We start from the raw sequence: 22,704 nt of genomic DNA on the forward strand, positions 1-22,704 counted from the left end.
CTAGCCACCCGTCGCGGTCGGGGCGGCGATCAATCGGGTGGCGAAGCACCCCTCCACATCGGGTATTGTTTACGTCGTTGCCACGGAGCACCGCCCACCAGCGGTAGGACGGGCAGCGACCCCCGGCGGTGTGCCCGAGCGGCCAAAGGGAGCAGACTGTAAATCTGCCGGCTCAGCCTTCCCAGGTTCGAATCCTGGCGCCGCCACACGGGAACGAAAGGGCCCCGTGATCTGCTTGAACAGCAGGTCACGGGGCCCTTCGTCATGAGCCGGGCCGCACGAGCGGGACGTGGGGTCGGCCCAGAGTCCGCGGGGTGCGGGCAGACTGGTGGCATGGCCTCGTCCTCCCGCCGCAGAACCTGCCCCGAGTGCCGTCGCGAGATCGCCGTCGTCGCGGGGCGGTACGCGCGCCACGACCCGCCCGGCGCCCGGGAGAGCGGTGAGCTCGTGTCCTGTCCCGGTTCGCGTCGGTCGGCGCAACTCGGTGCGGCGCAGCCGTCCTTGGACGGGTACGTCGTCCCCGAATTCCCCGGGCAGCTGCCCCTCTTCTAGCCCCTTCCGGCCCGCGTGAGCGCCCGCACCCCGAGCCGCCCCCCGTCCTCAGTTCCCGGCCACCGACTTCACCGCCACCGACACCGGCGCCGAACCGCTGATCAGCTCCAGGGTCAGGCCGTTGGTGGCCGGAGTGTCGACCAGTTCCGCCAGGACGGCCGCGACGTCGTCGCGCGGAACGGGGCCGCGGCCGGTGTGCGCCTCCAGCCGCACCAGGCCCGTGCCCGCGTCGTCCGTCAGGGCACCGGGCCGCAGGATCGTCCAGTCCAAGGCGTCCAGCGAGCTGACGTACGCGTCCGCCTCGCCCTTGGCGCGCAGGTAGACGTCGAAGATCTCGTCCCCCTGGTGCCGGGGGTCGGCACCCATGGACGAGACGATCAGGAAGCGCCGTACGCCCGCCCGGACCGTCGCGTCCGCGAAGAGGACCGCCGCCGCCTTGTCCACCGTGTCCTTGCGGGCCGCCCCGCTGCCGGGCCCCGCGCCCGCCGCGAAGACCGCCGCGTCCGCGCCCCGCAGCCGCTCCGCGACCTCCTCGACCGAGGCCGACTCCAGGTCCAGCACGACCGGTTCGGCGCCCGCGGCGCGCAGATCGTCGGCCTGCTCCGCCTTGCGGACGATGCCCGCCACCTCATCACCGCGCGCGGTGAGCAACCGCTCCAGCCGCAGCGCGATCTGACCATGACCACCAGCGATGACAATGCGCATGTCTTCGACCGTACGCCTCGACGACCACCCGCGCCGCACGACTTCGACCACCTCGCGCCGCACACGACCCAGACCACCTCGCGCCGCGCGGCTTCGGTGGCCGCGCCGGACCGGATGCCGTGCGCCACCCGCTCCGCCCCGGCCCTCCCTCAGGCCCTGCCCCCACGCCCGTCACGCCCGTCACGCCGTTCCCGTCCGCCACCGCCCTGCCGGGGCAGCCCCAGGTCCGGCGCCGCGGTCGAGTCGCCGTACTCCCGTACCGCGCTGGTCCGCGCCACCACGCGCCCCCGGTGCACCACGATCCGGCTGTACGCCAGCGACAGCGCGCCCGCCAGCCGGTCCCCGCGCACGGCGAGGAGTTCGGCCGGGAAGCCCGCCTCCACCCGTACCTCGGGCAGACCGAGCGCCGACCGTGCCGCCGCGCTCACCGCGTCGTACGCCTCCTCGGGGCGCAGCCCGTGACGCGAGGCCAGCAGGTAGGCCGCCTCCAAAGGGTCGCCGCGCCCGACCGGGTTGGACACGTCCCGCAGCGCCCCGCTCCCGGCGGCGACCCGTACCCCGGCCGCCCGCAGCAGCCGTACCGGAGCCGTGCCGTCGGGGCGGTCCACCGTCCCGCAGGCGCCCTGCGGGAGGCAGACCACCGTCACTCCCGCCGCCGCGAGCTGGTCCGCGGCCCGGGAGACGGCGTCGGCGGGCAGCCGGCCCAGGCCGTCGCAGGGGCCGATGGCGACGCCGGGGCGCAGCCCGCCCGCCATGGCCGCCAGCCGGGCCAGCCGCGCCGGATCGGCGGCGTCCGTGTGCAGGTCGACCGGGCAGCCGTGCTCGGCGGCGACCTCCAAGACCGTCTCCACGTACCCCGCCGGATCGGGGTCCAGGTCCGGACACCCGCCCACCACGTCGGCGCCCATCTTGACCGCGTCCCGCAGCATCGCCAGCCCGTCGGCGCCCGCCACCCCGGTCAGCACCCTCGGCATCGCCACCGCCGTCAGCGCGGCGAGCCCGCGCAGGGAACGCCGGGTCCGCAGTACGGCGGTCAGCGCGCCGAGGCCCGTCACGTCGCCCACCCGCACGTGCGCCCGCAGCGCGGTGGCGCCGTGTCCCAACTGGAGCAGGGCGGCCTCGGTGGCCCGGCGCTGGACGTCCTCGGGCTGGTAGGAGACGGGGCCGGGGACGTCGGCGGTGAGTGCCGTGTCGGCGTGCACGTGGGGGTCGGCCGGGGCCGGGAGCAGCAGGTAGCCGCTCAGGTCGAGGTGGCCGCCGGAGCCGGGGTGGGGGCCGGGCGGGCGTCCCGGGGGCAGGCTGCCGAGGGTGCGGCGCGGGGTCAGGCTGCCGGCCGTGCCGACCGCCTCGATGCGGCCGGCGTGGAGCCGTACGTCCACGGTCCGGCCGTCGGTGAGCCGCGCCCCGGAGAGCAGGAGCGAGCCGCGGTCGGCGGGGTCCGAGGGGGAGGGCGAGTGGGGCGGCTGCGGCTGGCTGTCGGGCATCTCGCTCCTCTGGGCTCGGGGCTGCGCAGTGGGGGACGCAAGATCACGCAGAGTGAGTCGAGCCTAGGACGGTGATCACCCCCTGGCGCGGAGGAGCGCAATAGTCGTACCGGTGCGGTCCGTGTGGTCCGGGCCCGTTCCGTCCTGTTCCGCGGTGGTCGGGACGGGACGGGGCAGGGTCGGCGAAACGGATTTGGGCGAACGGCGGGCGACCGTGTAATGTCTTCATCGCTCGCCCCAATAGCTCAGTCGGTAGAGCGTCTCCATGGTAAGGAGAAGGTCTACGGTTCGATTCCGTATTGGGGCTCTGGTGTGAGAGGTTCCCGCCGCAAGGCGGGGCCCGATCGCATCACAGCGGTGTAGCTCAGTCGGTAGAGCAAGCGGCTCATAATCGCTGTGTCACCGGTTCAAGTCCGGTCACCGCTACTCTCAGTAGCCGATTGCGGGGTCGGTCCTTCAATCGGCTACTCTTTTGCGTTAATACCATCAATCCGTTCGTCAAGGAGTGCACTCACGTGGCTGCCACCGACGTCCGCCCGAAGATCACGCTGGCCTGCGTGGAGTGCAAGGAGCGGAACTACATCACCAAGAAGAACCGGCGTAACAACCCGGACCGACTGGAGATGAAGAAGCACTGCCCGCGTTGCAACGCGCACACCGCGCACCGCGAGACGCGATAAAAAAGGCTCGTACACGAGGCCGTCCCCGAAGCTTGGGGGCGGCCTCGTGTCGTTGCCACCGTCGCTCGTCGACACGGATGCCACGGATACCACGGATACGAAGAGCAGCAGGAGGTTGCGAGCCCATGGCGCTCGACCAGTCGTTCGTGGGGCGGACCTATCCGCCCACCGCGCCCTACGAGGTGGGCCGGGAGAAGATCCGGGAGTTCGCGGAAGCGGTGGGGGACGCCAACCCGGCGTACACCGACACAGAGGCCGCGAAGGCGCTCGGTCATCCGGACGTGATCGCTCCGCCGACCTTCGTGTTCTCGATCACGTTCAAGGCGGCCGGTCAGGTCGTCGAGGACCCGCAGCTCGGCCTGGACTACAGCCGGGTGGTGCACGGCGACCAGAAGTTCGCCTACGCCCGCCCGGTGCGGGCCGGTGACCGGCTCACCGTCACCTCGACCATCGAGGCGATCAAGTCGCTGGCCGGCAACGACATCCTGGACATCCGCGGCGAGGTCCACGACGAGGCCGGCGAGCACGTCGTGACCGCCTGGACCAAGCTCGTGGCCCGTGCGGCCGAGGAGGCGTGAGCATCCCATGACGGCGAAGGTCGCTTACAGCGACGTCGAGGTCGGCACCGAACTGCCCGCGCAGAGCTTCCCCGTGGACCGCGCCACGCTCGTGCGGTACGCGGGTGCCTCCGGTGACTTCAACCCGATCCACTGGAACGAGAAGTTCGCCAAGGAGGTGGGCCTGCCGGACGTCATCGCGCACGGCATGTTCACCATGGCCGAGGCGATCCGCGTGGTCACCGACTGGACCGGCGACCCGGGCGCGGTCGTGGAGTACGGCGTCCGCTTCACCAGGCCCGTGGTCGTCCCCAACGACGACCAGGGTGCCGTGATCGAGGTCAGCGGCAAGGTCGCGGCCAAGCTCGACGACAACACCGTCCGCGTCGACCTTCTGGCCACCAGCGGCGGCCAGAAGGTCCTCGGCATGTCCCGGGCGGTCGTACGACTGGGCTGACCGGTCGCCCGAACCGCCGGCCCCTCTGTGGAGCGAGGGGGTCAGTGGCCCGCGTGAAGTCGGCCATCCGCGCGTCCGGCTCGACACCGAGCACGGCGCAACCGGCCGCCTGGAACTGCCGGGCGGCGATGCCGGTGCCGCAGCCCACGTCGAGTACGTCGGGTCCCGGGCTTCCCGCGACGACACGCGCCACCAGGTCGTCGGGGTAGCTCGGCCGGGCCCGGTCGTAGCGTCGCGCGTCCACGCCGAAGGACTCGGCCGTCTCTCGGGCCTGGTGCGGTGGCATCGGTTCCGGTTGCTCCGGTGACGGTAGAGTGGGCATGCGCCCACACGCAACAGTGGGCAAATGTCCATGCGCAACGGTGGGCAAGTGCCCATACGTCAGTGGTGGGTAAGGTGCCCACCAGTCAACGGACGCCAGGAGTGCCTGGCGCGCGGGAGGGGCCGCACATGCCGACCGGAGTGCACCTTCGTGACGCGCGTCGGCAGCTGTTCGACGCCGCGGAACGCGTGCTGCTGCGGGACGGTCCGAACGGGCTGACCAGCCGGGCCGTCACCGACGAGGCGGGCTGCGCCAAAGGCGTCCTGCACCGGCACTTCGCCGACTTCGACGCCTTCCTCGCCGAGCTGGTGCTCGACCGGGCCGCCCAGCTCGAGACACAGGCGCTGGCGCTGCGCGAGGCCGTCGGCACCGGCACCGTGGCCGACAACCTCACCGGGGCGCTGACCGCCCTGTTCGGGCCGGTTCCGGTGGCGATCATTCCGCTCATCACCTTCCGGGACGAGTTGCGGGCGCGGCTGCGGCAGGCCGTGCCCGGGGGCGGCATCGCGATCCTCGCCCAGGTCGCGTCGGCGGTCTCCGCCTACCTGGCCGACGAGCGCGCCGGGGGGCGGATCGCGGCCGACGCCGACATCGACTCGCTCACCCTCTCCCTGGTCGGTGGCGGTCATCTCCTGTTCGCGGACCGCGACCCCGGCCCACCGGCCACGGCGGCCGTCGGCAAGCTGGTGAACACGGTGCTCGCCGATGTCCTGCAACGGCGGCCGCGCTGACCCCGCCCCGACCTCCCCGAACTCGCGGCACGACCTGAACGAGCCGTGCCTCTTGACCAAGTTAGTGATTGAGTACTAACTTACTTTCATGGTCAGGATGAGCGCAGAGGAACGGCGCGAGAGCGTCATCCGTGCGGCGACGAGCGAGTTCGCCAGGGGTGGCTACCACGGCACCTCCACGGAGACCATCGCCAAGCGGGTGGGGGTCTCCCAGCCGTACCTCTTCCGCCTCTTCCCGGGCAAGAAGGCGATCTTCCTCGCGGTGGCGGAGCGCTGTCTGAGGGAGACGCGCGAGGTCTTCGAGAAGTCGTCCGAGGGCCTGCACGGCCTGGAGGCCAAGCACGCCATGGCCGAGGCCTACTCGCGACTGATCGCCGATCAGCCCGAGAAGCTCCAGATGCAGTTGCAGGTGTACGTCACCGTCGCCGCCGCCGAGGCGGCCGGGGATCACGAGTTCGGCGAGATGGTGCGCAAGGGCTGGCTCGAGATCTGGGACGACGTGCACCTGGCGCTGGGGGGCGACGTCGAGCAGACGACGAACTTCCTGGCGTACGGCATGCTGATCAACACCCTGGTCGGCATGGGATTCCAGCCGGGGCACCGCGTCTACGGCGCCATCCAGGAATCGGGCCAGTCCGAGCCGGGCCAGGAAGACGCGTAGCTACGCGTAGGGGAGCACCAAGAAACGGGAGCGGCCGCCTTCTGCCTCCGTATGCCCAGGAAAGTTAGTCATCAATTACTAACCAAACAACTCACGGCAAGTGCACACCCTCTGGGGGAGAGATGTCACAACTCGGAGCACGACAGAACGTACGGGGCGGGGGAGTGGCCTGGGCCCTCGTCATCACCAGCGTCGCCGGTTTCATGGCGGCCCTGGACAACCTCGTCGTCACCACCGCCCTGCCCTCCATCCGTGAGGACCTGGGCGGGGCGCTGCACGACCTGGAATGGACCGTCAGCGCCTACACGCTCACCTTCGCCGTCCTCCTGATGTTCGGCGCGGCCCTCGGCGACCGCTTCGGCCGCCGCCGGCTCTTCCTCGTCGGCCTCACCGTCTTCACCGGGGCCTCCGCCGCCGCGGCCCTGGCGCCCGGCATCGACTCGCTCATCGCTGCCCGCGCGGTGCAGGGCGTCGGCGCCGCGATCATGATGCCGCTGACGTTGACCCTGCTCACGGCCGCGGTACCCGCCGAACGCCGCGGGATGGCGTACGGCATCTGGGGTGCCGTCAACGGGCTCGCCGTGGCCTCCGGGCCGCTGGTCGGCGGCAGCCTCACCGAGCACATCTCGTGGCAGTGGATCTTCTGGCTGAACGTTCCGCTGGGCGTGGCCCTGCTGCCCCTCGCCCGTCTGCGCCTCGCCGAGTCGCACGGTACCGGTGCCCCGCTCGACATACCCGGCACCCTGCTCGCCAGCGGCGGACTCTTCGGCATCGTCTACGGCCTGGTCCGCGGCCCCGTCGACGGCTGGACCGGCGCGGTGGTGCTGACCGCCCTGTTCGCCGGGGCCGCGCTGCTTGCTGGCTTCGTCCTCTACAGCACCCGCGCCAAGAACCCCATGCTGCCGATGCGGCTGTTCCGCTCCCGTGCCTTCGCCGGTGTCAACGCGGCGAGCCTGCTGATGTTCCTGGGGATGTTCGGCTCGATCTTCCTGCTCAGCCAGTACATGCAGGGCGTGCTCGGCTACTCGCCCACCGAGGCGGGCCTGCGCATGCTGCCCTGGACCGGCATGCCGATGCTCGTCGCGCCGATCGCCGGGATCCTCTCCGACCGGATCGGAGGCCGCCCGGTCGTCGCGGCCGGGCTCTTCCTCCAGGCGGCCGGACTCGGCTACCTCGCCTCCGTGATCACGGCCGACGCCTCCTACGCGGTCCAGCTGCCCGGTCTGATCGTCAGCGGAATCGGCATGGCCCTCTACTTCGCCCCCGCCTCCGCGCTGGTGATGTCCAGCGTCGCCGCGAAGGAGCAGGGCATCGCCTCCGGCGCCAACAACGCACTGCGCGAGGTGGGCGGCGCGCTCGGCATCGCGGTCATGGGCTCGATCTTCGCGGCCCAGGGCGGCTACGAGTCCGCGCAGACCTTCGTGGACGGACTGCGGCCCGCGGTCGCCGTGGGTGCGGCGGTGGTGGCCCTCGGCGGCGTCGCGGCCCTGGTGATCCCGGCGCGCCGCCGGACCGGCGACGGAGGAGGGGGCCCCTCGGCGGCACCGGCGAAGGAGCAGGTCCCGGCCTCCGAACCGGCCCTCGCCGCACCGGCACCGACGACCCCGCACTGAACCGAACCGCGCGGCACGCACCCAACGCATGACTCACGGACACGCGAGGAGTACGACATGCCCACCCTTCCCTGGACCGTGCCGAACCGGCCTCCTCGGGCCACCGAGGTCCACGTCTTCGCCTCCCGCTTCGAGACCCGGACCCTGTGGGGAGCGCTGAAGTTCCTGGCGCGCACCCCGGGCGTGTGGCGGCAGGTCGGGAGCGCGCCCGGAGCGTACGGCGCCTCCCTGAAGGCGGAACCCTTCAAGCGGACCTTCTGGACGCTCTCCGCCTGGGAGTCGCCCGAGGCACTCAAGACCTTCGCCCGCTCCGGCACCCACGCGCCGACCTCCCGGGGGCTGTCGGAGCAGATGCGGGACGCGAAGTTCGCCTCCTGGCCCGCGTCGAGCGACGACCTCCCGGTGAGCTGGGCGGAGGTGCGCAGACGCCTGACGTGAGGCGCGCCCGCACCCACCCGGCGACGCCCCGGCCGACCGGTCGGGGCGTCGCCGGGTTTCCCGCCGCCCAGGACTGTCGTTGCCGTCTCGTAGTCTTGAGCGCGTGCAGGAACTCCACGACGCTCCCCTCGCCCCGCTGACCACCTTCCGCCTGGGCGGACCCGCGACCCGGCTGGTCACGGCCACCACCGACGCCGAGGTGATCGCCGCCGTCCGCGAGGCCGACGACACCGGGACCCCGCTGCTGCTCATCGGCGGCGGATCCAACCTGGTCATCGGCGACAAGGGCTTCGACGGCACGGCCCTGCACATCGCCACCCGCGGCCTGACCCTCGACGGCACGACGCTGGAGCTGGCGGCCGGTGAGATCTGGACCGACGCCGTCGCCCGCACCGTCGAAGCGGGCCTGGCGGGCGTCGAGTGCCTGGCCGGCATCCCCGGCTCGGCGGGCGCGACCCCGATCCAGAACGTCGGGGCGTACGGCCAGGAGGTCTCCGCCACGATCACCGAGGTCACCGCCTACGACCGCCGGAGCCGTGAGACGGTCGCCCTGTCCAACGCCGACTGCGCCTTCTCCTACCGCCACAGCCGCTTCAAGGCCGAGCCCGAGCGGTACGTCGTCCTGCGGGTCCGCTTCGAGCTGGAGGACGCCGGCGGTCTCTCCGCGCCGCTGCGCTACGCCGAGACGGCCCGCGCCCTCGGCGTCGAGGCGGGTGACCGGGTGCCGCTGACGGACGCCCGGGAGACGGTGCTGAAGCTGCGGGCCGGGAAGGGCATGGTGCTGGACCCCGAGGACCACGACACCTGGTCGGCCGGGTCGTTCTTCACCAACCCGATCCTCACGGACGAGGAGTTCACCGCGTTCCGCTCGCGCGTCGCCGAGCGCCTGGGAGACGCCGTGGAACCGCCCGCGTTCCCGGCCGGGGAGGGCCGCGTCAAGACCTCCGCGGCCTGGCTGATCGACCGGGCGGGCTTCACCAAGGGGTACGGCACCGGACCCGCCCGCATCTCCACCAAGCACACCCTCGCCCTCACCAACCGCGGCGAGGCGACCACCGAGGACCTGCTCGCGCTGGCCCGCGAGGTCGTCGCCGGGGTCCACGAAGCCTTCGGGGTCACGCTGGTCAACGAACCGGTGACGGTGGGCGTCGCCCTGTAGCTCGTCGGGCGTTCCCTTGGCACCCGGCGTTCGTGTGGGCGCGGGGTGGGGAGCGCGACCCGGCGTAGCGGGGTGCCGCTGCGCCCACCCGTGCCGCCCCAGCGGCACGACTGCCCGCAGCTAGGGGGTAGCCGCGTACGGCGAGAAGGGGTCGTGTCGGGGGGTGTCCGCCCGCAGCGGTTGGCGCGTCAACGTCCCGAGCCTCTTCAAGTGACCGATTCCGCGCCGTTCCGAGGACGGACACCCCCCGACGCGGCCCCGACCCACCCACCGGACGCACCGCGCTACGCGCACCCCCACCCATCCCGCACAGGCGCCGCAGGCACCCCGCACCCCTACGCCGCGAGCCAGTCGTCCACCCCCGCCAGCAGCCGCGCCTTCACGTCCCCGGGTGCCGCCGACCCCCGTACCGACTGACGCGCCAGTTCCGCCAGTTCCGCGTCCGTGAACCCGTGGTGCTCGCGCGCGATCTCGTACTGGGCGGCGAGCCGGGCCCCGAACAGCAGCGGATCGTCCGCGCCCAGCGCCATCGGCACCCCCGCCTCGAACAGCGTCCGCAGCGGAACGTCCTCGGGCTTCTCGTACACGCCCAGGGCGACGTTCGACGCCGGGCACACCTCGCACGTCACCTGCCGGTCCGCCAGCCGCTTCAGCAGCCGGGGGTCCTCCGCCGCCCGCACGCCGTGCCCGATCCGGTCCGCGTCCAGGTCGTCCAGGCAGTCCCGCACCGACGCCGGACCGGTCAGCTCACCGCCGTGCGGCGCGCTCAACAGCCCCCCCTCCCGCGCGATCGCGAACGCCCGGTCGAAGTCCCGGGCCATCCCGCGCCGCTCGTCGTTCGACAGCCCGAAGCCGACCACGCCCCGCTCCGCGTACCGCACCGCGAGCCGCGCCAGCGTCCGCGCGTCCAGCGGATGCTTCATCCGGTTCGCGGCGACCAGCACCCGCATCCCGATCCCGGTGTCCCGCACGGTCGTCTCCACCGCGTCCAGGATGATCTCCAGCGCCGGGATCAGCCCGCCCAGCCGCGGCGCGTACGACGTCGGATCGACCTGGATCTCCAGCCACCCCGACCCGTCCCGCACGTCCTCCTCCGCGGCCTCCCGGACCAGCCGCTGGATGTCCTCCGGCGTCTGCAGGCACGACCGCGCCGCGTCGTACAGCCGCTGGAAGCGGAACCAGCCCCGCTCGTCCGTCGCCCGCAGCTTCGGCGACTCCCCGCGCTCCAGCGCCTCGGTCAGCGAATCGGGCAGCCGCACGCCGTGCTTGTCGGCCAGTTCCAGCAGGGTGGTGGGCCGCATCGACCCGGTGAAGTGCAGGTGGAGATGGGCCTTGGGCAGTTCAGAGACATCACGTACACGCTCCATTCCGTGATCCTGCCGTACGACACGCCCGGCCCGACAGCACTTTCCCGTACGTGGTCTTGCTCGCACAAACAACCAGGGCCACCCCTCAACGTTGAGGGGTGGCCCTGCGGGGTAAACGCGGCGGTCAGTCCCGCGCCTCCGCCAGCAGCTTCTGGATCCGGCTCACGCCCTCGACGAGGTCCTCGTCCCCCAGCGCGTACGACAGCCGCAGGTACCCCGGCGTGCCGAAAGCCTCACCCGGCACCACGGCGACCTCGGCCTCCTCCAGGATGAGCGCGGCCAGCTCGACCGAGTCCTGCGGACGCTTGCCGCGGATCTCCTTGCCGAGCAGGGCCTTCACCGACGGGTAGGCGTAGAACGCGCCCTCGGGCTCCGGGCAGAGCACGCCGTCGATCTCGTTGAGCATCCGCACGATGGTCTGGCGGCGCCGGTCGAAGGCCTCCCGCATCTTCGCCACGGCATCCAGGTCGCCGGAGACCGCGGCCAGCGCCGCCGCCTGGGACACGTTGGACACGTTGGACGTGGCGTGCGACTGGAGGTTGGTCGCGGCCTTGACGACGTCCTTCGGGCCGATGATCCACCCGACCCGCCAGCCGGTCATCGCGTAGGTCTTCGCCACACCGTTGACCACGATGCACTTGTCGCGCAGCTCGGGCAGCAGCGCCGGCAGCGACACGGAGAAGGCGTCGCCGTAGACGAGGTGCTCGTAGATCTCGTCGGTCAGCACCCACAGGCCGTGCTCGACGGCCCACTTGCCGATCGCCTCGGTCTCGGCCTCGCTGTACACCGCGCCCGTCGGGTTCGACGGCGACACGAAGAGGACGACCTTGGTCTTCTTGGTGCGCGCGGCCTCCAGCTGCTCCACCGTCACCCGGTAGCCGGTCGTCTCGTCGGCGACCACCTCGACCGGGACGCCGCCGGCCAGCCGGATCGACTCGGGGTACGTCGTCCAGTACGGCGCCGGGACGATGACCTCGTCGCCCGGGTCGAGGATCGCGGCGAACGCCTCGTAGATGGCCTGCTTGCCTCCGTTGGTGACGAGGATCTGCGACGGGTCGACCTCGTAGCCGGAGTCGCGCAGCGTCTTCGCGGCGATGGCGGCCTTCAGCTCGGGCAGCCCGCCGGCCGGCGTGTAGCGGTGGAACTTCGGGTTCTTGCACGCCTCGACGGCGGCCTCGACGATGTAGTCCGGCGTCGGGAAGTCGGGCTCACCCGCGCCGAAGCCGATCACGGGACGTCCAGCGGCCTTGAGGGCCTTGGCCTTGGCGTCCACGGCGAGGGTCGCGGACTCGGAGATCGCGCCGACTCGGGCGGAGACCCGGCGCTCGGTGGGAGGGGTTGCAGCGCTCATGACCCCATCGTTCCAGACCGGAAACTTCCGGGGCACAGGGGTTTCACGGACTGAACCGGACCGGTCCAGGACCTGAACGCCAGTCCGGACGCCGGTCCGGGCCACGGCCTGAACATCAGTCCGGACGTGCTTTCTGTTCGACGCCCGGCCCGTGAGCACGTACACTCTCACCTCGTTGGCCTTCAGCGGCCCGCGATCACCCGGTGCACACCGAGCATCCGGGCGGATGCGGTACGTTGGGGGACGAACAAAGGGTCGTAGCTCAATTGGTAGAGCACTGGTCTCCAAAACCAGCGGTTGGGGGTTCAAGTCCCTCCGGCCCTGCTACACACACCATCGCCAGGATGTGTGCGCAGGTACGTACAGCAATGCACCGCCGTGCGGCTCAAACCGGGCGCGGCACGGCCACGACCCGGAATCAGGTGAGGACGAGTGACGGACGCCGTGGGCTCCATCGACATGCCTGATGCCCAGGACGAGGCGCCGGACTCCAAGAAGTCCCGCAAGGGCGGCAAGCGAGGCAAGAAGGGTCCGCTGAAGCGGCTCGCCCTCTTCTACCGCCAGATCGTCGCGGAACTGCGCAAGGTCGTCTGGCCCAGCCGCAACCAGCTGACGACGTACACCACCGTGGTGATCATCTTCGTGGTCATCATGATCGGCCTGGTGACTCTGATTGACTATGGCTTCTCTCACGCCGCCAAGTACGTCTTCGGCTGAGTCGAGAGCGAAGGGCGCCGAGGTACCCGGCGCCCCTTTCGCGTGTTCCACCCCTATGTATCCAGGAAGAAGCAGCCACAGTGTCTGACCCGAACGTGAACGACGCCATCGAGCCGGTCGAGTCCGTCGAGGACGAGCTCGGCACCGTCGAGGGCGCCGACAACGAGGACACCGAGGCCTCCGTCGAGGCCGAGGCTGCCGACGACACGGTCGTCGCGGAGACGGACGAGGACGAGTCGGACGCGGAGGCGGACGAGACCGCCGAGGCGGACGACGCGGAGACCGCCGAGACCGAGGCCGAGGTCGAGGCGGAGGAGCCCGACCTCGACCCGATCGAGAAGCTCCGCCAGGAGCTGCGCGTCCTCCCCGGCGAGTGGTACGTCATCCACACCTACGCCGGTTACGAGAACCGCGTGAAGACCAACCTCGAGCAGCGCGCCGTCTCGCTCAACGTCGAGGACTACATCTTCCAGGCCGAGGTGCCGCAGGAAGAGGTCGTCCAGATCAAGAACGGCGACCGCAAGACGATCCGTCAGAACAAGCTGCCGGGCTACGTCCTGGTCCGCATGGACCTGACCAACGAGTCCTGGGGCGTCGTCCGCAACACCCCCGGCGTCACCGGCTTCGTCGGCAACGCCTATGACCCGTACCCGCTGACGCTGGACGAGATCGTCAAGATGCTCGCCCCGGAGGCCGAGGAGAAGGCCGCCCGCGAGGCCGCCGAGGCCGAGGGCAAGCCGGCTCCGCAGCGCAAGGTCGAGGTCCAGGTCCTGGACTTCGAGGTCGGCGACTCGGTCACCGTCACCGACGGCCCGTTCGCGACGCTGCAGGCCACCATCAACGAGATCAACGCCGACTCGAAGAAGGTCAAGGGCCTCGTCGAGATCTTCGGCCGCGAGACCCCGGTCGAGCTGAGCTTCGACCAGATCCAGAAGAACTAGCAGCCCCACCGGCTCCGCCGGTAGTCCTCTGGACGTACTGCTTCCGACCAGGTCAGGCGGCCGCTCACGCGGCGTCTGACCTGCTCGGTTTTTGGCCGCGCATCTATACCCGTTATCGTTGTGCGGTATGCCTGTGTCCGGGTAGCTCCCGGACGTGGGCAGGACCCGAATCGAAAGGACCCGGAGAGCTATGCCTCCCAAGAAGAAGAAGGTCACGGGGCTCATCAAGCTCCAGATCCAGGCCGGTGCCGCGAACCCGGCTCCGCCGGTCGGCCCCGCGCTGGGTCAGCACGGCGTCAACATCATGGAGTTCTGCAAGGCCTACAACGCCGCGACCGAGTCGCAGCGCGGTTGGGTCATCCCGGTGGAGATCACGGTCTACGAGGACCGCTCCTTCACCTTCATCACCAAGACGCCGCCGGCCGCCAAGATGATCCTCAAGGCCGCGGGCGTGGAGAAGGGCTCCGGCGAGCCGCACAAGACCAAGGTCGCGAAGATCACGCGTGACCAGGTCCGTGAGATCGCCACCACCAAGATGCCCGACCTCAACGCCAACGACCTGGACCAGGCGGAGAAGATCATCGCCGGTACCGCGCGTTCCATGGGCGTCACGGTCGAGGGCTGACCCTCCGCCCCGTAAGCAAGCAGCCACGCGGCGGTAGCCGCAAGGCCAGGACAGTGTGGCAGGGCCTGCTCGGCCCGCACCACGACTCCTCAGAAGCCAACAGGAGCAGTAGTGAGCAAGCGCAGCAAGTCTCTCCGCGCTGCGGACGCCAAGATCGACCGGGAGAAGCTGTACGCCCCGCTCGAGGCCGTCCGTCTCGCCAAGGAGACCTCCACCTCCAAGTTCGACGGCACCGTCGAGGTCGCCTTCCGTCTGGGTGTCGACCCGCGCAAGGCGGACCAGATGGTCCGTGGCACCGTGAACCTCCCGCACGGCACCGGTAAGACCGCCCGGGTCCTGGTCTTCGCGACCGGTGACCGTGCCGAGGCCGCGCGTGCCGCGGGCGCCGACATCGTCGGCGCCGACGAGCTGATCGACGAGGTGTCGAAGGGGCGTCTGGACTTCGACGCCGTCGTCGCCACCCCGGACCTCATGGGCAAGGTCGGCCGCCTCGGCCGCGTGCTCGGTCCCCGTGGTCTGATGCCGAACCCGAAGACCGGCACCGTGACCCCGGACGTGACCAAGGCCGTCACCGAGATCAAGGGCGGCAAGATCGAGTTCCGCGTCGACAAGCACTCGAACCTGCACTTCATCATCGGCAAGACGTCGTTCGACGACACCCAGCTGGTGGAGAACTACGGCGCGGCGCTGGAGGAGATCCTCCGTCTGAAGCCGTCCGCCGCCAAGGGCCGCTACATCAAGAAGGCCGCCATCAGCACCACGATGGGCCCCGGCATTCCGCTCGACTCCAACCGCACCCGCAACCTCCTCGTCGAGGAGGACCCGGCCGCGGTCTGAGCCAACGGCTCGCCCCACCGGTTCACGGGCCCCGCACCTTCCGAGGTGCGGGGCCCGTCCCTTTTGGCCCGTCCCCTTTTCCGGCGCCCTGGGTTAGCGTGCGGGCAACGGCCGCGCACGGGGCGCAGGAGCCGTACGGGGCGCAAGGGGTGGGCGGATGACGGGCACGACGGCACGCCGTACGGTCGCCTCGATCGCGGTGGCGGCCGCGCTGGCGTGCTCCACCGCGTGCACCGGCGCCGGGGGACCCGGCGGCTCCGGCTCCGGCGAGTCCACCGGCCCCACCGGCTCGGCCGCGTCCTCCGCCTCCGCTCCGCCGTCCTCCCGCGCTCCGGCCCCGACCGGTCCTTCGGCGGACGCCCTGCGGGCCGTCGAGCGGGCCACCGGGCGGGCGGGTTCGGCGCGGGTGGAGTCCACGACCGTGATGGGCCGGGAGCTGTCCCTGGCGGCCACGGGCGCCCTGGGCTGGGACGACGGCCTCGCCGGCACCCTGACGATCACCTACACGGGCGGTACGACCGCCGAGACCATGCGCCGCCTCGGCACCACCGCGATGGAGGCCCGGTACCTGCCCGACGCCTACTACGCCAGGATGGGCGACGAGTTCGCCGAGCGGGTGGGCGGCCGGCACTGGATCAAGTACGTGTACGAGGACCTGGAGGACCTCGACGGCGGCGCGGGCGCCGGATTCGCCGACCAGATGCGCAACACCACGCCCCACCAGGCGGTGAAGCTGCTGCTGACGGCCGGGGACGTGCGCAGGGTGGGCGAGGAGACGACGCGCGGCCGGCGCACCACGCACTGGTCCGGCACGGTGGGAGGGGCCACCGAGCAGACCGTCGACATCTGGGTCGACGACCGGGACCTGCTGGTCAAGAAGGTCGAGCGGGGACGCACCAAGACCGGGAAGCTGACCCAGACCGCGTACTACAGCGACTACGGCGTCACGGTCTCCGCCGAACGCCCACCGGCCGCGGACACCGCGGACTTCAAGGAACTGCTGGCCTCACAGGCGCGCTAGGACCGGACCAGGCGAACCGCGGGGACCTGACCGGTGGAGAAATCACAAGATCGTTCGAACCGATTCGGCTAAGCTCGCGTCCTTGTCTCAAAGAACCGTAAAGAACTGCTGTGGAGCGGCGGTGCGTCTCCTGTGCCCCTTCACGCTCCTGTGCTCCTTGAATCCCGTGGGGGGATATCGATGAAGACTTCCGTACGTGTGCCCGTCGGCGCCGGACTCGCCGCGCTGCTGCTCGCCGCCGGGGCGGTGGGCTGTTCCAAGGAGGACAACGCCTCCGAGTCCCCGAAGATGACCCCCGCGGCCGCGGTCGCCAAGGCGGCGAAGAACACGGAGGAGATCAACTCCCTCCGCTACCGCATGACCGGCAAGGCTCCCGAGGAGGGCCGGATCAAGGCCGAGGCCGAGATGCAGATCAAGCCGACGCTCGCGATGAGCATGAAGATGACGGCGCTCGACCAGGGCGCCGACGGCACCGCGGAGATCCGGCTCGTCGACAAGGCCCTGTACATCGGCGGCGGCCCCGAGGCGGCCAAGGAGATGGACGGCAAGAGCTGGATCAAGTTCGACATGTCCGCGATGGGCGCCGACGAGGAGCTGAACCAGCTCGGCAGCGCCTCCCAGGCCGACAAGAACCCGGCGACCGAGTCCACGTTCCTCACCGGGGCCAAGGACGTCGAGAAGGTCGGCACCGAGACCGTCGACGGCGTGAAGACCACCCACTACAAGGGCACGGTCACCCTCGCCGACCTGGAGAAGTCCCTCGGCGACGAGGACAAGGCCACCCGGGACAAGCGCCAGAAGAGCCTCGAGCAGTACGAGAAGATGGGCGTCGACAAGCTCACGATGGACATGTGGGTCGACGGCGACGACCAGACCAAGCAGTTCCGCATGCGCGGCGACGCCGACAAGGGTCCGCTGGACATGACCATCACCTTCCTCGGGTTCAACGAGCCCGTGAAGGTCACCGCCCCGCCGGCCGCGGAGACCGCCGACCTGGCCGAGATGATGAAGGGCGCCCAGCAGGGCTGAGCCCGCGCGCCCGGCCCGTCGGGTCGCCGCGGGGGCGGATTTGCTTGACACTGCCCCGTTCACGTACGCTTCCACAGAAGCCAAAGACCGCTGGTCGTTGCCGTGTGTTCGAAAGAGGACACGGTGGCCGAAGGATCCGCTGAACTGCGGACGACCCGCGCAGGTGACTGTGGATGAACTCCCGGAGTGCCCGCCTCGTGCGGATACCGACCGGTCGAGTCACGCCCCGTGCGCCTGCGCCGGGGCGTTTCGTTTTCCCCAGTCCTCCTTCGGGTCCGCGCGGTCCGAATCACCCGGAAGGAGGCCGAGGCTCTATGGCGACGCCCGAGAAGGCTGCCGCGGTTGCCGAGCTGACGGACAAGTTCCGCAGCTCCAACGCCGCCGTGCTGACCGAGTACCGCGGTCTCACCGTGGCGCAGCTCAAGACGCTGCGCCGGTCGCTCGGTGAGAACGCCCAGTACGCCGTGGTGAAGAACACGCTGACCAAGATTGCGGCCAACGAGGCCGGGATCACGCTCGACGACCAGCTCTTCGCTGGTCCGACGGCCGTCGCCTTCGTCACCGGTGACCCGGTGGAGTCGGCGAAGGGTCTGCGCGACTTCGCCAAGGACAACCCGAATCTCGTCATCAAGGGCGGTGTCCTTGACGGCAAGGCGATGTCCGCCGACGAGATCAAGAAGCTTGCGGACCTCGAGTCCCGCGAGGTTCTGCTCTCCAAGCTGGCCGGTGCCATGAAGGGCAAGCAGTCCCAGGCTGCCTCTGTCTTCCAGGCGCTGCCGTCGAAGCTCGTCCGCACCCTGGACGCGCTCCGCGCCAAGCAGGACGAGCAGGGCGGTGCCGAGTAACTCGGCTCGCTTTCTGATCCGGGCCGCCTGAGCGCGGCACGGGTCGCAGCGGGCCCGACGTACGCCCGCCACACCCCGTACATCCGGCACCTGCCGAATTAGTGGAAGGACCGCCATCATGGCGAAGCTCAGCCAGGACGACCTGCTCGCCCAGTTCGAGGAGATGACCCTCATCGAGCTCTCCGAGTTCGTGAAGGCCTTCGAGGAGAAGTTCGACGTCACCGCCGCCGCCGCCGCGCCGGTCGTCGTCGCGGGTGGTGCCGCTGGTGGCGCCGCCGCCGAGGCCGCCGAGGAGAAGGACGAGTTCGACGTCATCCTCACCGGCGCCGGCGACAAGAAGATCCAGGTCATCAAGGTCGTGCGCGAGCTGACCTCCCTGGGTCTGAAGGAGGCCAAGGACCTCGTGGACGGCGCCCCGAAGCCCGTCCTCGAGAAGGTCGCCAAGGACGCCGCGGACAAGGCCAAGGAGTCCCTCGAGGGCGCCGGCGCCTCCGTCGAGGTCAAGTAAGACCGCACCGGCACCACGGATCCGGCAGGGTCTGTAACGCCGTAGCACCGAAGAGCGATCATCCATCCGGGTGGTCGCTCTTCGGCGTATCCGGGGTCCGGCGGCGGTCGCCTTGCACGTGCGACGGTGAAGAGTAGGGTGATCTTCGTCGTGCCGTCGCCGGGGCCCTGAGAGCCCCCTGGCGACAACCGGTTTGGGCAAGGGGGGCCTTGACGAACCGCACGCAGCGCGCAATTCTCAGGGCGTCGTCACAAGGATCCGAATCCGAGGCATGGATCGACGGCGAAGAGGGCAGTATCTGGGTGCGTTGAGGGCGAGGCCTTGCCGCACAGGTGGTGAGAACAACGAGGAGCGAACACGGTCCCCGAGAACCGCACTGGACATCAGTGTGCCAAGTGGCTACACTGACCCTTTGCGCTGCCTGTTAGCTGCCCCCTGCCCGTCACCAGGGGTCTACCCTCGCCCGAGCACTGACGACCAGAGCATGTCTGACCTGGCCCTTTAGCCACATCAGACACCCCCTGTCTCCGTGCACGGAAGAGGGGCCGGTACGCGCGTAGTGAGTCCGAGCCCTCGGAAGGACCCCCTCTTGGCCGCCTCGCGCAATGCCTCGACCGCGAATACGAACAACGCTGCCAGCACTGCCCCGCTGCGCATCTCCTTTGCAAAGATCAAGGAGCCCCTCGAGGTTCCGAACCTTCTCGCGCTGCAAACCGAGAGCTTCGACTGGCTCCTCGGCAACGACGCCTGGAAGGCTCGCGTCGAGTCGGCTCTGGAGTCCGGTCAGGACGTCCCCACCAAGTCCGGTCTGGAAGAGATCTTCGAGGAGATCTCGCCGATCGAGGACTTCTCCGGGTCGATGTCGCTGACGTTCCGCGACCACCGCTTCGAGCCCCCCAAGAACAGCATCGACGAGTGCAAGGACCGCGACTTCACGTACGCGGCCCCGCTCTTCGTCACCGCCGAGTTCACCAACAACGAGACCGGCGAGATCAAGTCCCAGACGGTCTTCATGGGCGACTTCCCGCTCATGACCAACAAGGGCACCTTCGTCATCAACGGCACTGAGCGTGTCGTCGTGTCGCAGCTGGTCCGTTCGCCGGGTGTCTACTTCGACTCCTCCATCGACAAGACGTCCGACAAGGACATCTTCTCCGCCAAGATCATCCCGTCCCGGGGTGCCTGGCTGGAGATGGAGATCGACAAGCGCGACATGGTCGGTGTGCGCATCGACCGCAAGCGCAAGCAGTCCGTGACCGTCCTCCTCAAGGCCCTCGGTTGGACCACCGAGCAGATCCTCGAGGAGTTCGGCGAGTACGAGTCCATGCGCGCCACCCTGGAGAAGGACCACACCCAGGGCCAGGACGACGCGCTGCTCGACATCTACCGCAAGCTGCGTCCGGGCGAGCCCCCCACGCGTGAGGCCGCGCAGACGCTGCTCGAGAACCTCTACTTCAACCCGAAGCGCTACGACCTCGCCAAGGTCGGCCGCTACAAGGTGAACAAGAAGCTCGGCGCGGACGAGCCGCTGGACGCCGGCGTGCTCACCACCGACGACGTCATCGCCACCATCAAGTACCTGGTGAAGCTGCACGCCGGTGAGACCGAGACGGTCGGCGAGTCGGGCCGGGAGATCGTCGTCGAGACCGACGACATCGACCACTTCGGCAACCGCCGCATCCGCAACGTCGGCGAGCTGATCCAGAACCAGGTCCGTACGGGTCTCGCCCGTATGGAGCGCGTCGTGCGCGAGCGCATGACCACCCAGGACGTCGAGGCGATCACGCCGCAGACCCTGATCAACATCCGGCCGGTCGTCGCCTCCATCAAGGAGTTCTTCGGCACCAGCCAGCTGTCCCAGTTCATGGACCAGAACAACCCGCTGTCGGGGCTGACGCACAAGCGTCGTCTGAACGCCCTCGGCCCGGGCGGTCTCTCCCGTGAGCGGGCCGGCTTCGAGGTCCGCGACGTGCACCCGTCGCACTACGGCCGCATGTGCCCGATCGAGACGCCCGAAGGCCCGAACATCGGTCTGATCGGCTCGCTCGCCTCGTACGGCCGCATCAACCCCTTCGGTTTCATCGAGACGCCTTACCGCAAGGTCGTCGAGGGCCAGGTCACCGACGACGTCGACTACCTGACCGCCGACGAGGAGGACCGCTTCGTCATCGCGCAGGCCAACGCCACGCTCAACGACGACATGCGGTTCGCCGAGGCCCGCGTCCTGGTCCGCCGTCGTGGCGGCGAGGTCGACTACGTCCCCGGTGACGACGTCGACTACATGGACGTCTCGCCGCGCCAGATGGTGTCGGTCGCGACCGCGATGATCCCGTTCCTGGAGCACGACGACGCCAACCGTGCCCTCATGGGCGCGAACATGATGCGTCAGGCGGTGCCGCTCATCAAGAGCGAGTCCCCGCTGGTCGGCACCGGCATGGAGTACCGCTCCGCCGCCGACGCCGGCGACGTGGTCAAGGCCGAGAAGGCGGGTGTGGTCCAGGAGGTCTCCGCGGACTACATCACCACGACCAACGACGACGGCACGTACATCACGTACCGCCTGGCCAAGTTCTCCCGGTCCAACCAGGGAACCTCGGTCAACCAGAAGGTCATCGTCTCCGAGGGCGACCGCGTCATCGAGGGCCAGGTCCTCGCCGACGGTCCGGCCACCGAGAACGGCGAGATGGCGCTCGGCAAGAACCTGCTGGTCGCGTTCATGCCGTGGGAGGGTCACAACTACGAGGACGCGATCATCCTGTCGCAGCGCCTCGTGCAGGACGACGTCCTCTCCTCGATCCACATCGAGGAGCACGAGGTCGACGCCCGTGACACCAAGCTCGGCCCCGAGGAGATCACCCGGGACATCCCGAACGTCTCCGAGGAGGTCCTCGCCGACCTCGACGAGCGCGGCATCATCCGCATCGGTGCCGAGGTCGTCGCCGGTGACATCCTCGTCGGCAAGGTCACGCCCAAGGGTGAGACCGAGCTGACCCCGGAGGAGCGCCTGCTCCGCGCGATCTTCGGCGAGAAGGCGCGCGAGGTCCGCGACACCTCGCTGAAGGTGCCGCACGGCGAGATCGGCAAGGTCATCGGCGTCCGCGTCTTCGACCGTGAAGAGGGCGACGAGCTGCCGCCGGGCGTGAACCAGCTGGTTCGTGTCTACGTGGCGCAGAAGCGCAAGATCACGGACGGCGACAAGCTGGCCGGCCGTCACGGCAACAAGGGCGTCATCTCCAAGATCAACCCGATCGAGGACATGCCGTTCCTGGAGGACGGCACGCCCGTCGACATCATCCTCAACCCGCTGGGTGTCCCGTCCCGAATGAACCCGGGGCAGGTCCTGGAGATCCACCTCGGCTGGCTCGCCAGCCGCGGCTGGGACGTCTCCGGCCTCGCGGAGGAGTGGGCGCAGCGGCTCCAGGCCATCGGCGCCGACAAGGTCGAGCCCGGCACCAACGTCGCCACCCCGGTCTTCGACGGTGCGCGCGAGGACGAGCTGGCCGGCCTGCTCCAGCACACCATCCCGAACCGGGACGGCGAGCGCATGGTGCTCCCGTCCGGCAAGGCGAGGCTGTTCGACGGCCGCTCCGGCGAGCCGTTCCCGGAGCCGATCTCGGTCGGCTACATGTACATCCTCAAGCTCCACCACCTGGTCGACGACAAGCTGCACGCCCGGTCGACCGGCCCGTACTCGATGATCACCCAGCAGCCGCTGGGTGGTAAGGCCCAGTTCGGTGGCCAGCGCTTCGGTGAGATGGAGGTGTGGGCGCTGGAGGCTTACGGCGCCGCGTACGCCCTCCAGGAGCTGCTGACCATCAAGTCCGACGACGTGACCGGCCGCGTGAAGGTCTACGAGGCCATCGTCAAGGGCGAGAACATCCCTGAGCCCGGCATCCCCGAGTCCTTCAAGGTGCTCATCAAGGAGATGCAGTCCCTGTGCCTCAACGTGGAGGTGCTGTCCTCGGACGGCATGTCCATCGAGATGCGTGACACCGACGAGGACGTCTTCCGCGCAGCGGAGGAGCTCGGCATCGACCTGTCACGGCGCGAGCCGAGCAGCGTCGAAGAGGTCTGACGGGAGTCAGGCGGGGCCTCTCACGCAGA

General features: G+C 69.8%; 22 protein-coding genes, 4 tRNA genes and 1 pseudogene. 22 read left to right on the forward strand and 5 right to left on the reverse strand.

What is annotated here, in order from left to right; all coding sequences use genetic code 11:
* The first annotated feature begins 124 nt into the window (after positions 1-124).
* Both ACGH52_RS22655 and ACGH52_RS22660 read left to right on the forward strand, forming a co-directional pair.
* Positions 125-206, forward strand: a tRNA-Tyr gene (locus ACGH52_RS22655).
* A gap of 127 nt (positions 207-333) precedes the next feature.
* A complete protein-coding gene (locus ACGH52_RS22660) occupies positions 334-552 on the forward strand; it encodes a hypothetical protein (RefSeq protein WP_076975826.1) in 219 nt (72 codons plus the stop codon).
* 48 nt (positions 553-600) lie between these two features.
* Here ACGH52_RS22660 and ACGH52_RS22665 read toward each other — a convergent pair whose 3' ends face one another.
* Together ACGH52_RS22665 and ACGH52_RS22670 are read right to left on the reverse strand one after the other, a co-directional pair.
* On the reverse strand, positions 601-1,257 hold the full coding sequence (locus ACGH52_RS22665) for an SDR family oxidoreductase (RefSeq protein WP_399941894.1): 657 nt from the start codon (positions 1,255-1,257) through the stop codon (positions 601-603).
* A 149-nt stretch (positions 1,258-1,406) separates the two neighbouring features.
* Complete coding sequence (locus ACGH52_RS22670; protein WP_399941897.1) at positions 1,407-2,741, reverse strand: amidohydrolase family protein; 1,335 nt, start codon at positions 2,739-2,741, stop codon at positions 1,407-1,409.
* A gap of 234 nt (positions 2,742-2,975) precedes the next feature.
* On the opposite strand from ACGH52_RS22670, the gene ACGH52_RS22675 reads away from it, so the two are divergent.
* The 5 genes from ACGH52_RS22675 (at position 2,976) to ACGH52_RS22695 (ending at position 4,435) form a co-directional block, all read left to right on the forward strand.
* Positions 2,976-3,048: transfer RNA gene (locus ACGH52_RS22675), tRNA-Thr, on the forward strand.
* Between the two features lie 46 nt (positions 3,049-3,094).
* Positions 3,095-3,167, forward strand: a tRNA-Met gene (locus ACGH52_RS22680).
* 89 nt (positions 3,168-3,256) lie between these two features.
* Entirely contained in the window at positions 3,257-3,421 is a 165-nt protein-coding gene (gene rpmG / locus ACGH52_RS22685; RefSeq protein ID WP_003948671.1) for a 50S ribosomal protein L33, read from the forward strand.
* Between the two features lie 125 nt (positions 3,422-3,546).
* On the forward strand, positions 3,547-3,999 hold the full coding sequence (locus tag ACGH52_RS22690) for a MaoC family dehydratase N-terminal domain-containing protein (protein WP_059299989.1): 453 nt from the start codon (positions 3,547-3,549) through the stop codon (positions 3,997-3,999).
* 7 nt (positions 4,000-4,006) lie between these two features.
* The gene (locus ACGH52_RS22695; RefSeq protein ID WP_059299990.1) at positions 4,007-4,435 is read left to right on the forward strand and encodes a MaoC family dehydratase; all 429 of its coding nucleotides are present in this window, start codon (positions 4,007-4,009) and stop codon (positions 4,433-4,435) included.
* A 49-nt stretch (positions 4,436-4,484) separates the two neighbouring features.
* On the opposite strand, the pseudogene ACGH52_RS22700 reads toward ACGH52_RS22695, so the two are convergent.
* Positions 4,485-4,757, reverse strand: a pseudogene (locus ACGH52_RS22700) (class I SAM-dependent methyltransferase); the annotation flags it as partial.
* Positions 4,758-4,885: 128 nt separating this feature from the next.
* Between ACGH52_RS22700 and ACGH52_RS22705 the strand changes: the two are divergent.
* The 5 genes from ACGH52_RS22705 (at position 4,886) to ACGH52_RS22725 (ending at position 9,359) form a co-directional block, all read left to right on the forward strand.
* On the forward strand, positions 4,886-5,488 hold the full coding sequence (locus ACGH52_RS22705) for a TetR/AcrR family transcriptional regulator (RefSeq protein WP_399941901.1): 603 nt from the start codon (positions 4,886-4,888) through the stop codon (positions 5,486-5,488).
* 88 nt (positions 5,489-5,576) lie between these two features.
* Positions 5,577-6,149: a TetR/AcrR family transcriptional regulator gene (locus ACGH52_RS22710; protein WP_076975830.1), complete on the forward strand. Its 573-nt coding sequence runs from the start codon at positions 5,577-5,579 to the stop codon at positions 6,147-6,149.
* A gap of 122 nt (positions 6,150-6,271) precedes the next feature.
* Complete coding sequence (locus ACGH52_RS22715) at positions 6,272-7,762, forward strand: MFS transporter (protein WP_399941905.1); 1,491 nt, start codon at positions 6,272-6,274, stop codon at positions 7,760-7,762.
* 57 nt (positions 7,763-7,819) lie between these two features.
* Positions 7,820-8,200, forward strand: a complete 381-nt coding sequence (locus tag ACGH52_RS22720; protein WP_076975832.1) for a DUF3291 domain-containing protein — start codon at positions 7,820-7,822, stop codon at positions 8,198-8,200.
* 103 nt (positions 8,201-8,303) lie between these two features.
* A complete protein-coding gene (locus ACGH52_RS22725) occupies positions 8,304-9,359 on the forward strand; it encodes a UDP-N-acetylmuramate dehydrogenase (RefSeq protein WP_210974138.1) in 1,056 nt (351 codons plus the stop codon).
* A 335-nt stretch (positions 9,360-9,694) separates the two neighbouring features.
* On the opposite strand, the gene ACGH52_RS22730 is transcribed toward ACGH52_RS22725, so the two are convergent.
* Positions 9,695-10,726 carry an adenosine deaminase gene (locus ACGH52_RS22730; protein WP_059299997.1) on the reverse strand — a complete coding sequence of 344 codons (1,032 nt, stop codon included), beginning with the start codon at positions 10,724-10,726 and terminating at the stop codon, positions 9,695-9,697.
* A gap of 124 nt (positions 10,727-10,850) precedes the next feature.
* The gene (locus tag ACGH52_RS22735) at positions 10,851-12,077 is read right to left on the reverse strand and encodes a pyridoxal phosphate-dependent aminotransferase (RefSeq protein WP_059299998.1); all 1,227 of its coding nucleotides are present in this window, start codon (positions 12,075-12,077) and stop codon (positions 10,851-10,853) included.
* A 251-nt stretch (positions 12,078-12,328) separates the two neighbouring features.
* Between ACGH52_RS22735 and ACGH52_RS22740 the strand changes: the two genes are divergently transcribed.
* The 10 genes from ACGH52_RS22740 (at position 12,329) to rpoB (ending at position 22,675) form a co-directional block, all read left to right on the forward strand.
* Positions 12,329-12,401, forward strand: a tRNA-Trp gene (locus tag ACGH52_RS22740).
* A 108-nt stretch (positions 12,402-12,509) separates the two neighbouring features.
* A complete protein-coding gene (secE, locus tag ACGH52_RS22745; RefSeq protein WP_003974317.1) occupies positions 12,510-12,794 on the forward strand; it encodes a preprotein translocase subunit SecE in 285 nt (94 codons plus the stop codon).
* Between the two features lie 80 nt (positions 12,795-12,874).
* Positions 12,875-13,735, forward strand: a complete 861-nt coding sequence (nusG, locus tag ACGH52_RS22750) for a transcription termination/antitermination protein NusG (RefSeq protein ID WP_399941910.1) — start codon at positions 12,875-12,877, stop codon at positions 13,733-13,735.
* 190 nt (positions 13,736-13,925) lie between these two features.
* Positions 13,926-14,360 carry a 50S ribosomal protein L11 gene (gene rplK / locus ACGH52_RS22755; protein WP_003974315.1) on the forward strand — a complete coding sequence of 145 codons (435 nt, stop codon included), beginning with the start codon at positions 13,926-13,928 and terminating at the stop codon, positions 14,358-14,360.
* Positions 14,361-14,471: 111 nt separating this feature from the next.
* Complete coding sequence (gene rplA, locus ACGH52_RS22760; protein ID WP_076975834.1) at positions 14,472-15,197, forward strand: 50S ribosomal protein L1; 726 nt, start codon at positions 14,472-14,474, stop codon at positions 15,195-15,197.
* A gap of 157 nt (positions 15,198-15,354) precedes the next feature.
* Positions 15,355-16,218 carry a hypothetical protein gene (locus tag ACGH52_RS22765; protein ID WP_399941914.1) on the forward strand — a complete coding sequence of 288 codons (864 nt, stop codon included), beginning with the start codon at positions 15,355-15,357 and terminating at the stop codon, positions 16,216-16,218.
* A gap of 180 nt (positions 16,219-16,398) precedes the next feature.
* Complete coding sequence (locus ACGH52_RS22770; RefSeq protein WP_059300002.1) at positions 16,399-17,247, forward strand: hypothetical protein; 849 nt, start codon at positions 16,399-16,401, stop codon at positions 17,245-17,247.
* A 314-nt stretch (positions 17,248-17,561) separates the two neighbouring features.
* Positions 17,562-18,092: a 50S ribosomal protein L10 gene (gene rplJ / locus ACGH52_RS22775; RefSeq protein ID WP_059300003.1), complete on the forward strand. Its 531-nt coding sequence runs from the start codon at positions 17,562-17,564 to the stop codon at positions 18,090-18,092.
* A 118-nt stretch (positions 18,093-18,210) separates the two neighbouring features.
* Positions 18,211-18,600: a 50S ribosomal protein L7/L12 gene (gene rplL / locus ACGH52_RS22780; RefSeq protein ID WP_052839548.1), complete on the forward strand. Its 390-nt coding sequence runs from the start codon at positions 18,211-18,213 to the stop codon at positions 18,598-18,600.
* 589 nt (positions 18,601-19,189) lie between these two features.
* Positions 19,190-22,675, forward strand: coding sequence for a DNA-directed RNA polymerase subunit beta (rpoB, locus tag ACGH52_RS22785; RefSeq protein ID WP_059300004.1), 3,486 nt, complete (start codon positions 19,190-19,192; stop codon positions 22,673-22,675).
* Positions 22,676-22,704 lie beyond the last annotated feature (29 nt).

It is taken from the genome of Streptomyces sp. BBFR25 (assembly GCF_044590125.1).
Taxonomy (GTDB): domain Bacteria; phylum Actinomycetota; class Actinomycetes; order Streptomycetales; family Streptomycetaceae; genus Streptomyces; species Streptomyces canus_D.

What these genes read in the sequence shown, in the direction of transcription:
- ACGH52_RS22660 (WP_076975826.1), top strand. Translation starts at nt 334, where the DNA reads ATGGCCTCGTCCTCCCGCCGCAGAACCTGCCCCGAGTGCCGTCGCGAG.
- ACGH52_RS22665 (WP_399941894.1), bottom strand. Translation starts at nt 1,257, where the DNA reads ATGCGCATTGTCATCGCTGGTGGTCATGGTCAGATCGCGCTGCGGCTG.
- ACGH52_RS22670 (WP_399941897.1), bottom strand. Translation starts at nt 2,741, where the DNA reads ATGCCCGACAGCCAGCCGCAGCCGCCCCACTCGCCCTCCCCCTCGGAC.
- ACGH52_RS22690 (WP_059299989.1), top strand. Translation starts at nt 3,547, where the DNA reads ATGGCGCTCGACCAGTCGTTCGTGGGGCGGACCTATCCGCCCACCGCG.
- ACGH52_RS22695 (WP_059299990.1), top strand. Translation starts at nt 4,007, where the DNA reads ATGACGGCGAAGGTCGCTTACAGCGACGTCGAGGTCGGCACCGAACTG.
- ACGH52_RS22705 (WP_399941901.1), top strand. Translation starts at nt 4,886, where the DNA reads ATGCCGACCGGAGTGCACCTTCGTGACGCGCGTCGGCAGCTGTTCGAC.
- ACGH52_RS22710 (WP_076975830.1), top strand. Translation starts at nt 5,577, where the DNA reads ATGGTCAGGATGAGCGCAGAGGAACGGCGCGAGAGCGTCATCCGTGCG.
- ACGH52_RS22715 (WP_399941905.1), top strand. Translation starts at nt 6,272, where the DNA reads ATGTCACAACTCGGAGCACGACAGAACGTACGGGGCGGGGGAGTGGCC.
- ACGH52_RS22720 (WP_076975832.1), top strand. Translation starts at nt 7,820, where the DNA reads ATGCCCACCCTTCCCTGGACCGTGCCGAACCGGCCTCCTCGGGCCACC.
- ACGH52_RS22730 (WP_059299997.1), bottom strand. Translation starts at nt 10,726, where the DNA reads ATGGAGCGTGTACGTGATGTCTCTGAACTGCCCAAGGCCCATCTCCAC.
- ACGH52_RS22735 (WP_059299998.1), bottom strand. Translation starts at nt 12,077, where the DNA reads ATGAGCGCTGCAACCCCTCCCACCGAGCGCCGGGTCTCCGCCCGAGTC.
- rplK (WP_003974315.1), top strand. Translation starts at nt 13,926, where the DNA reads ATGCCTCCCAAGAAGAAGAAGGTCACGGGGCTCATCAAGCTCCAGATC.
- ACGH52_RS22765 (WP_399941914.1), top strand. Translation starts at nt 15,355, where the DNA reads ATGACGGGCACGACGGCACGCCGTACGGTCGCCTCGATCGCGGTGGCG.
- ACGH52_RS22770 (WP_059300002.1), top strand. Translation starts at nt 16,399, where the DNA reads ATGAAGACTTCCGTACGTGTGCCCGTCGGCGCCGGACTCGCCGCGCTG.
- rplJ (WP_059300003.1), top strand. Translation starts at nt 17,562, where the DNA reads ATGGCGACGCCCGAGAAGGCTGCCGCGGTTGCCGAGCTGACGGACAAG.
- rplL (WP_052839548.1), top strand. Translation starts at nt 18,211, where the DNA reads ATGGCGAAGCTCAGCCAGGACGACCTGCTCGCCCAGTTCGAGGAGATG.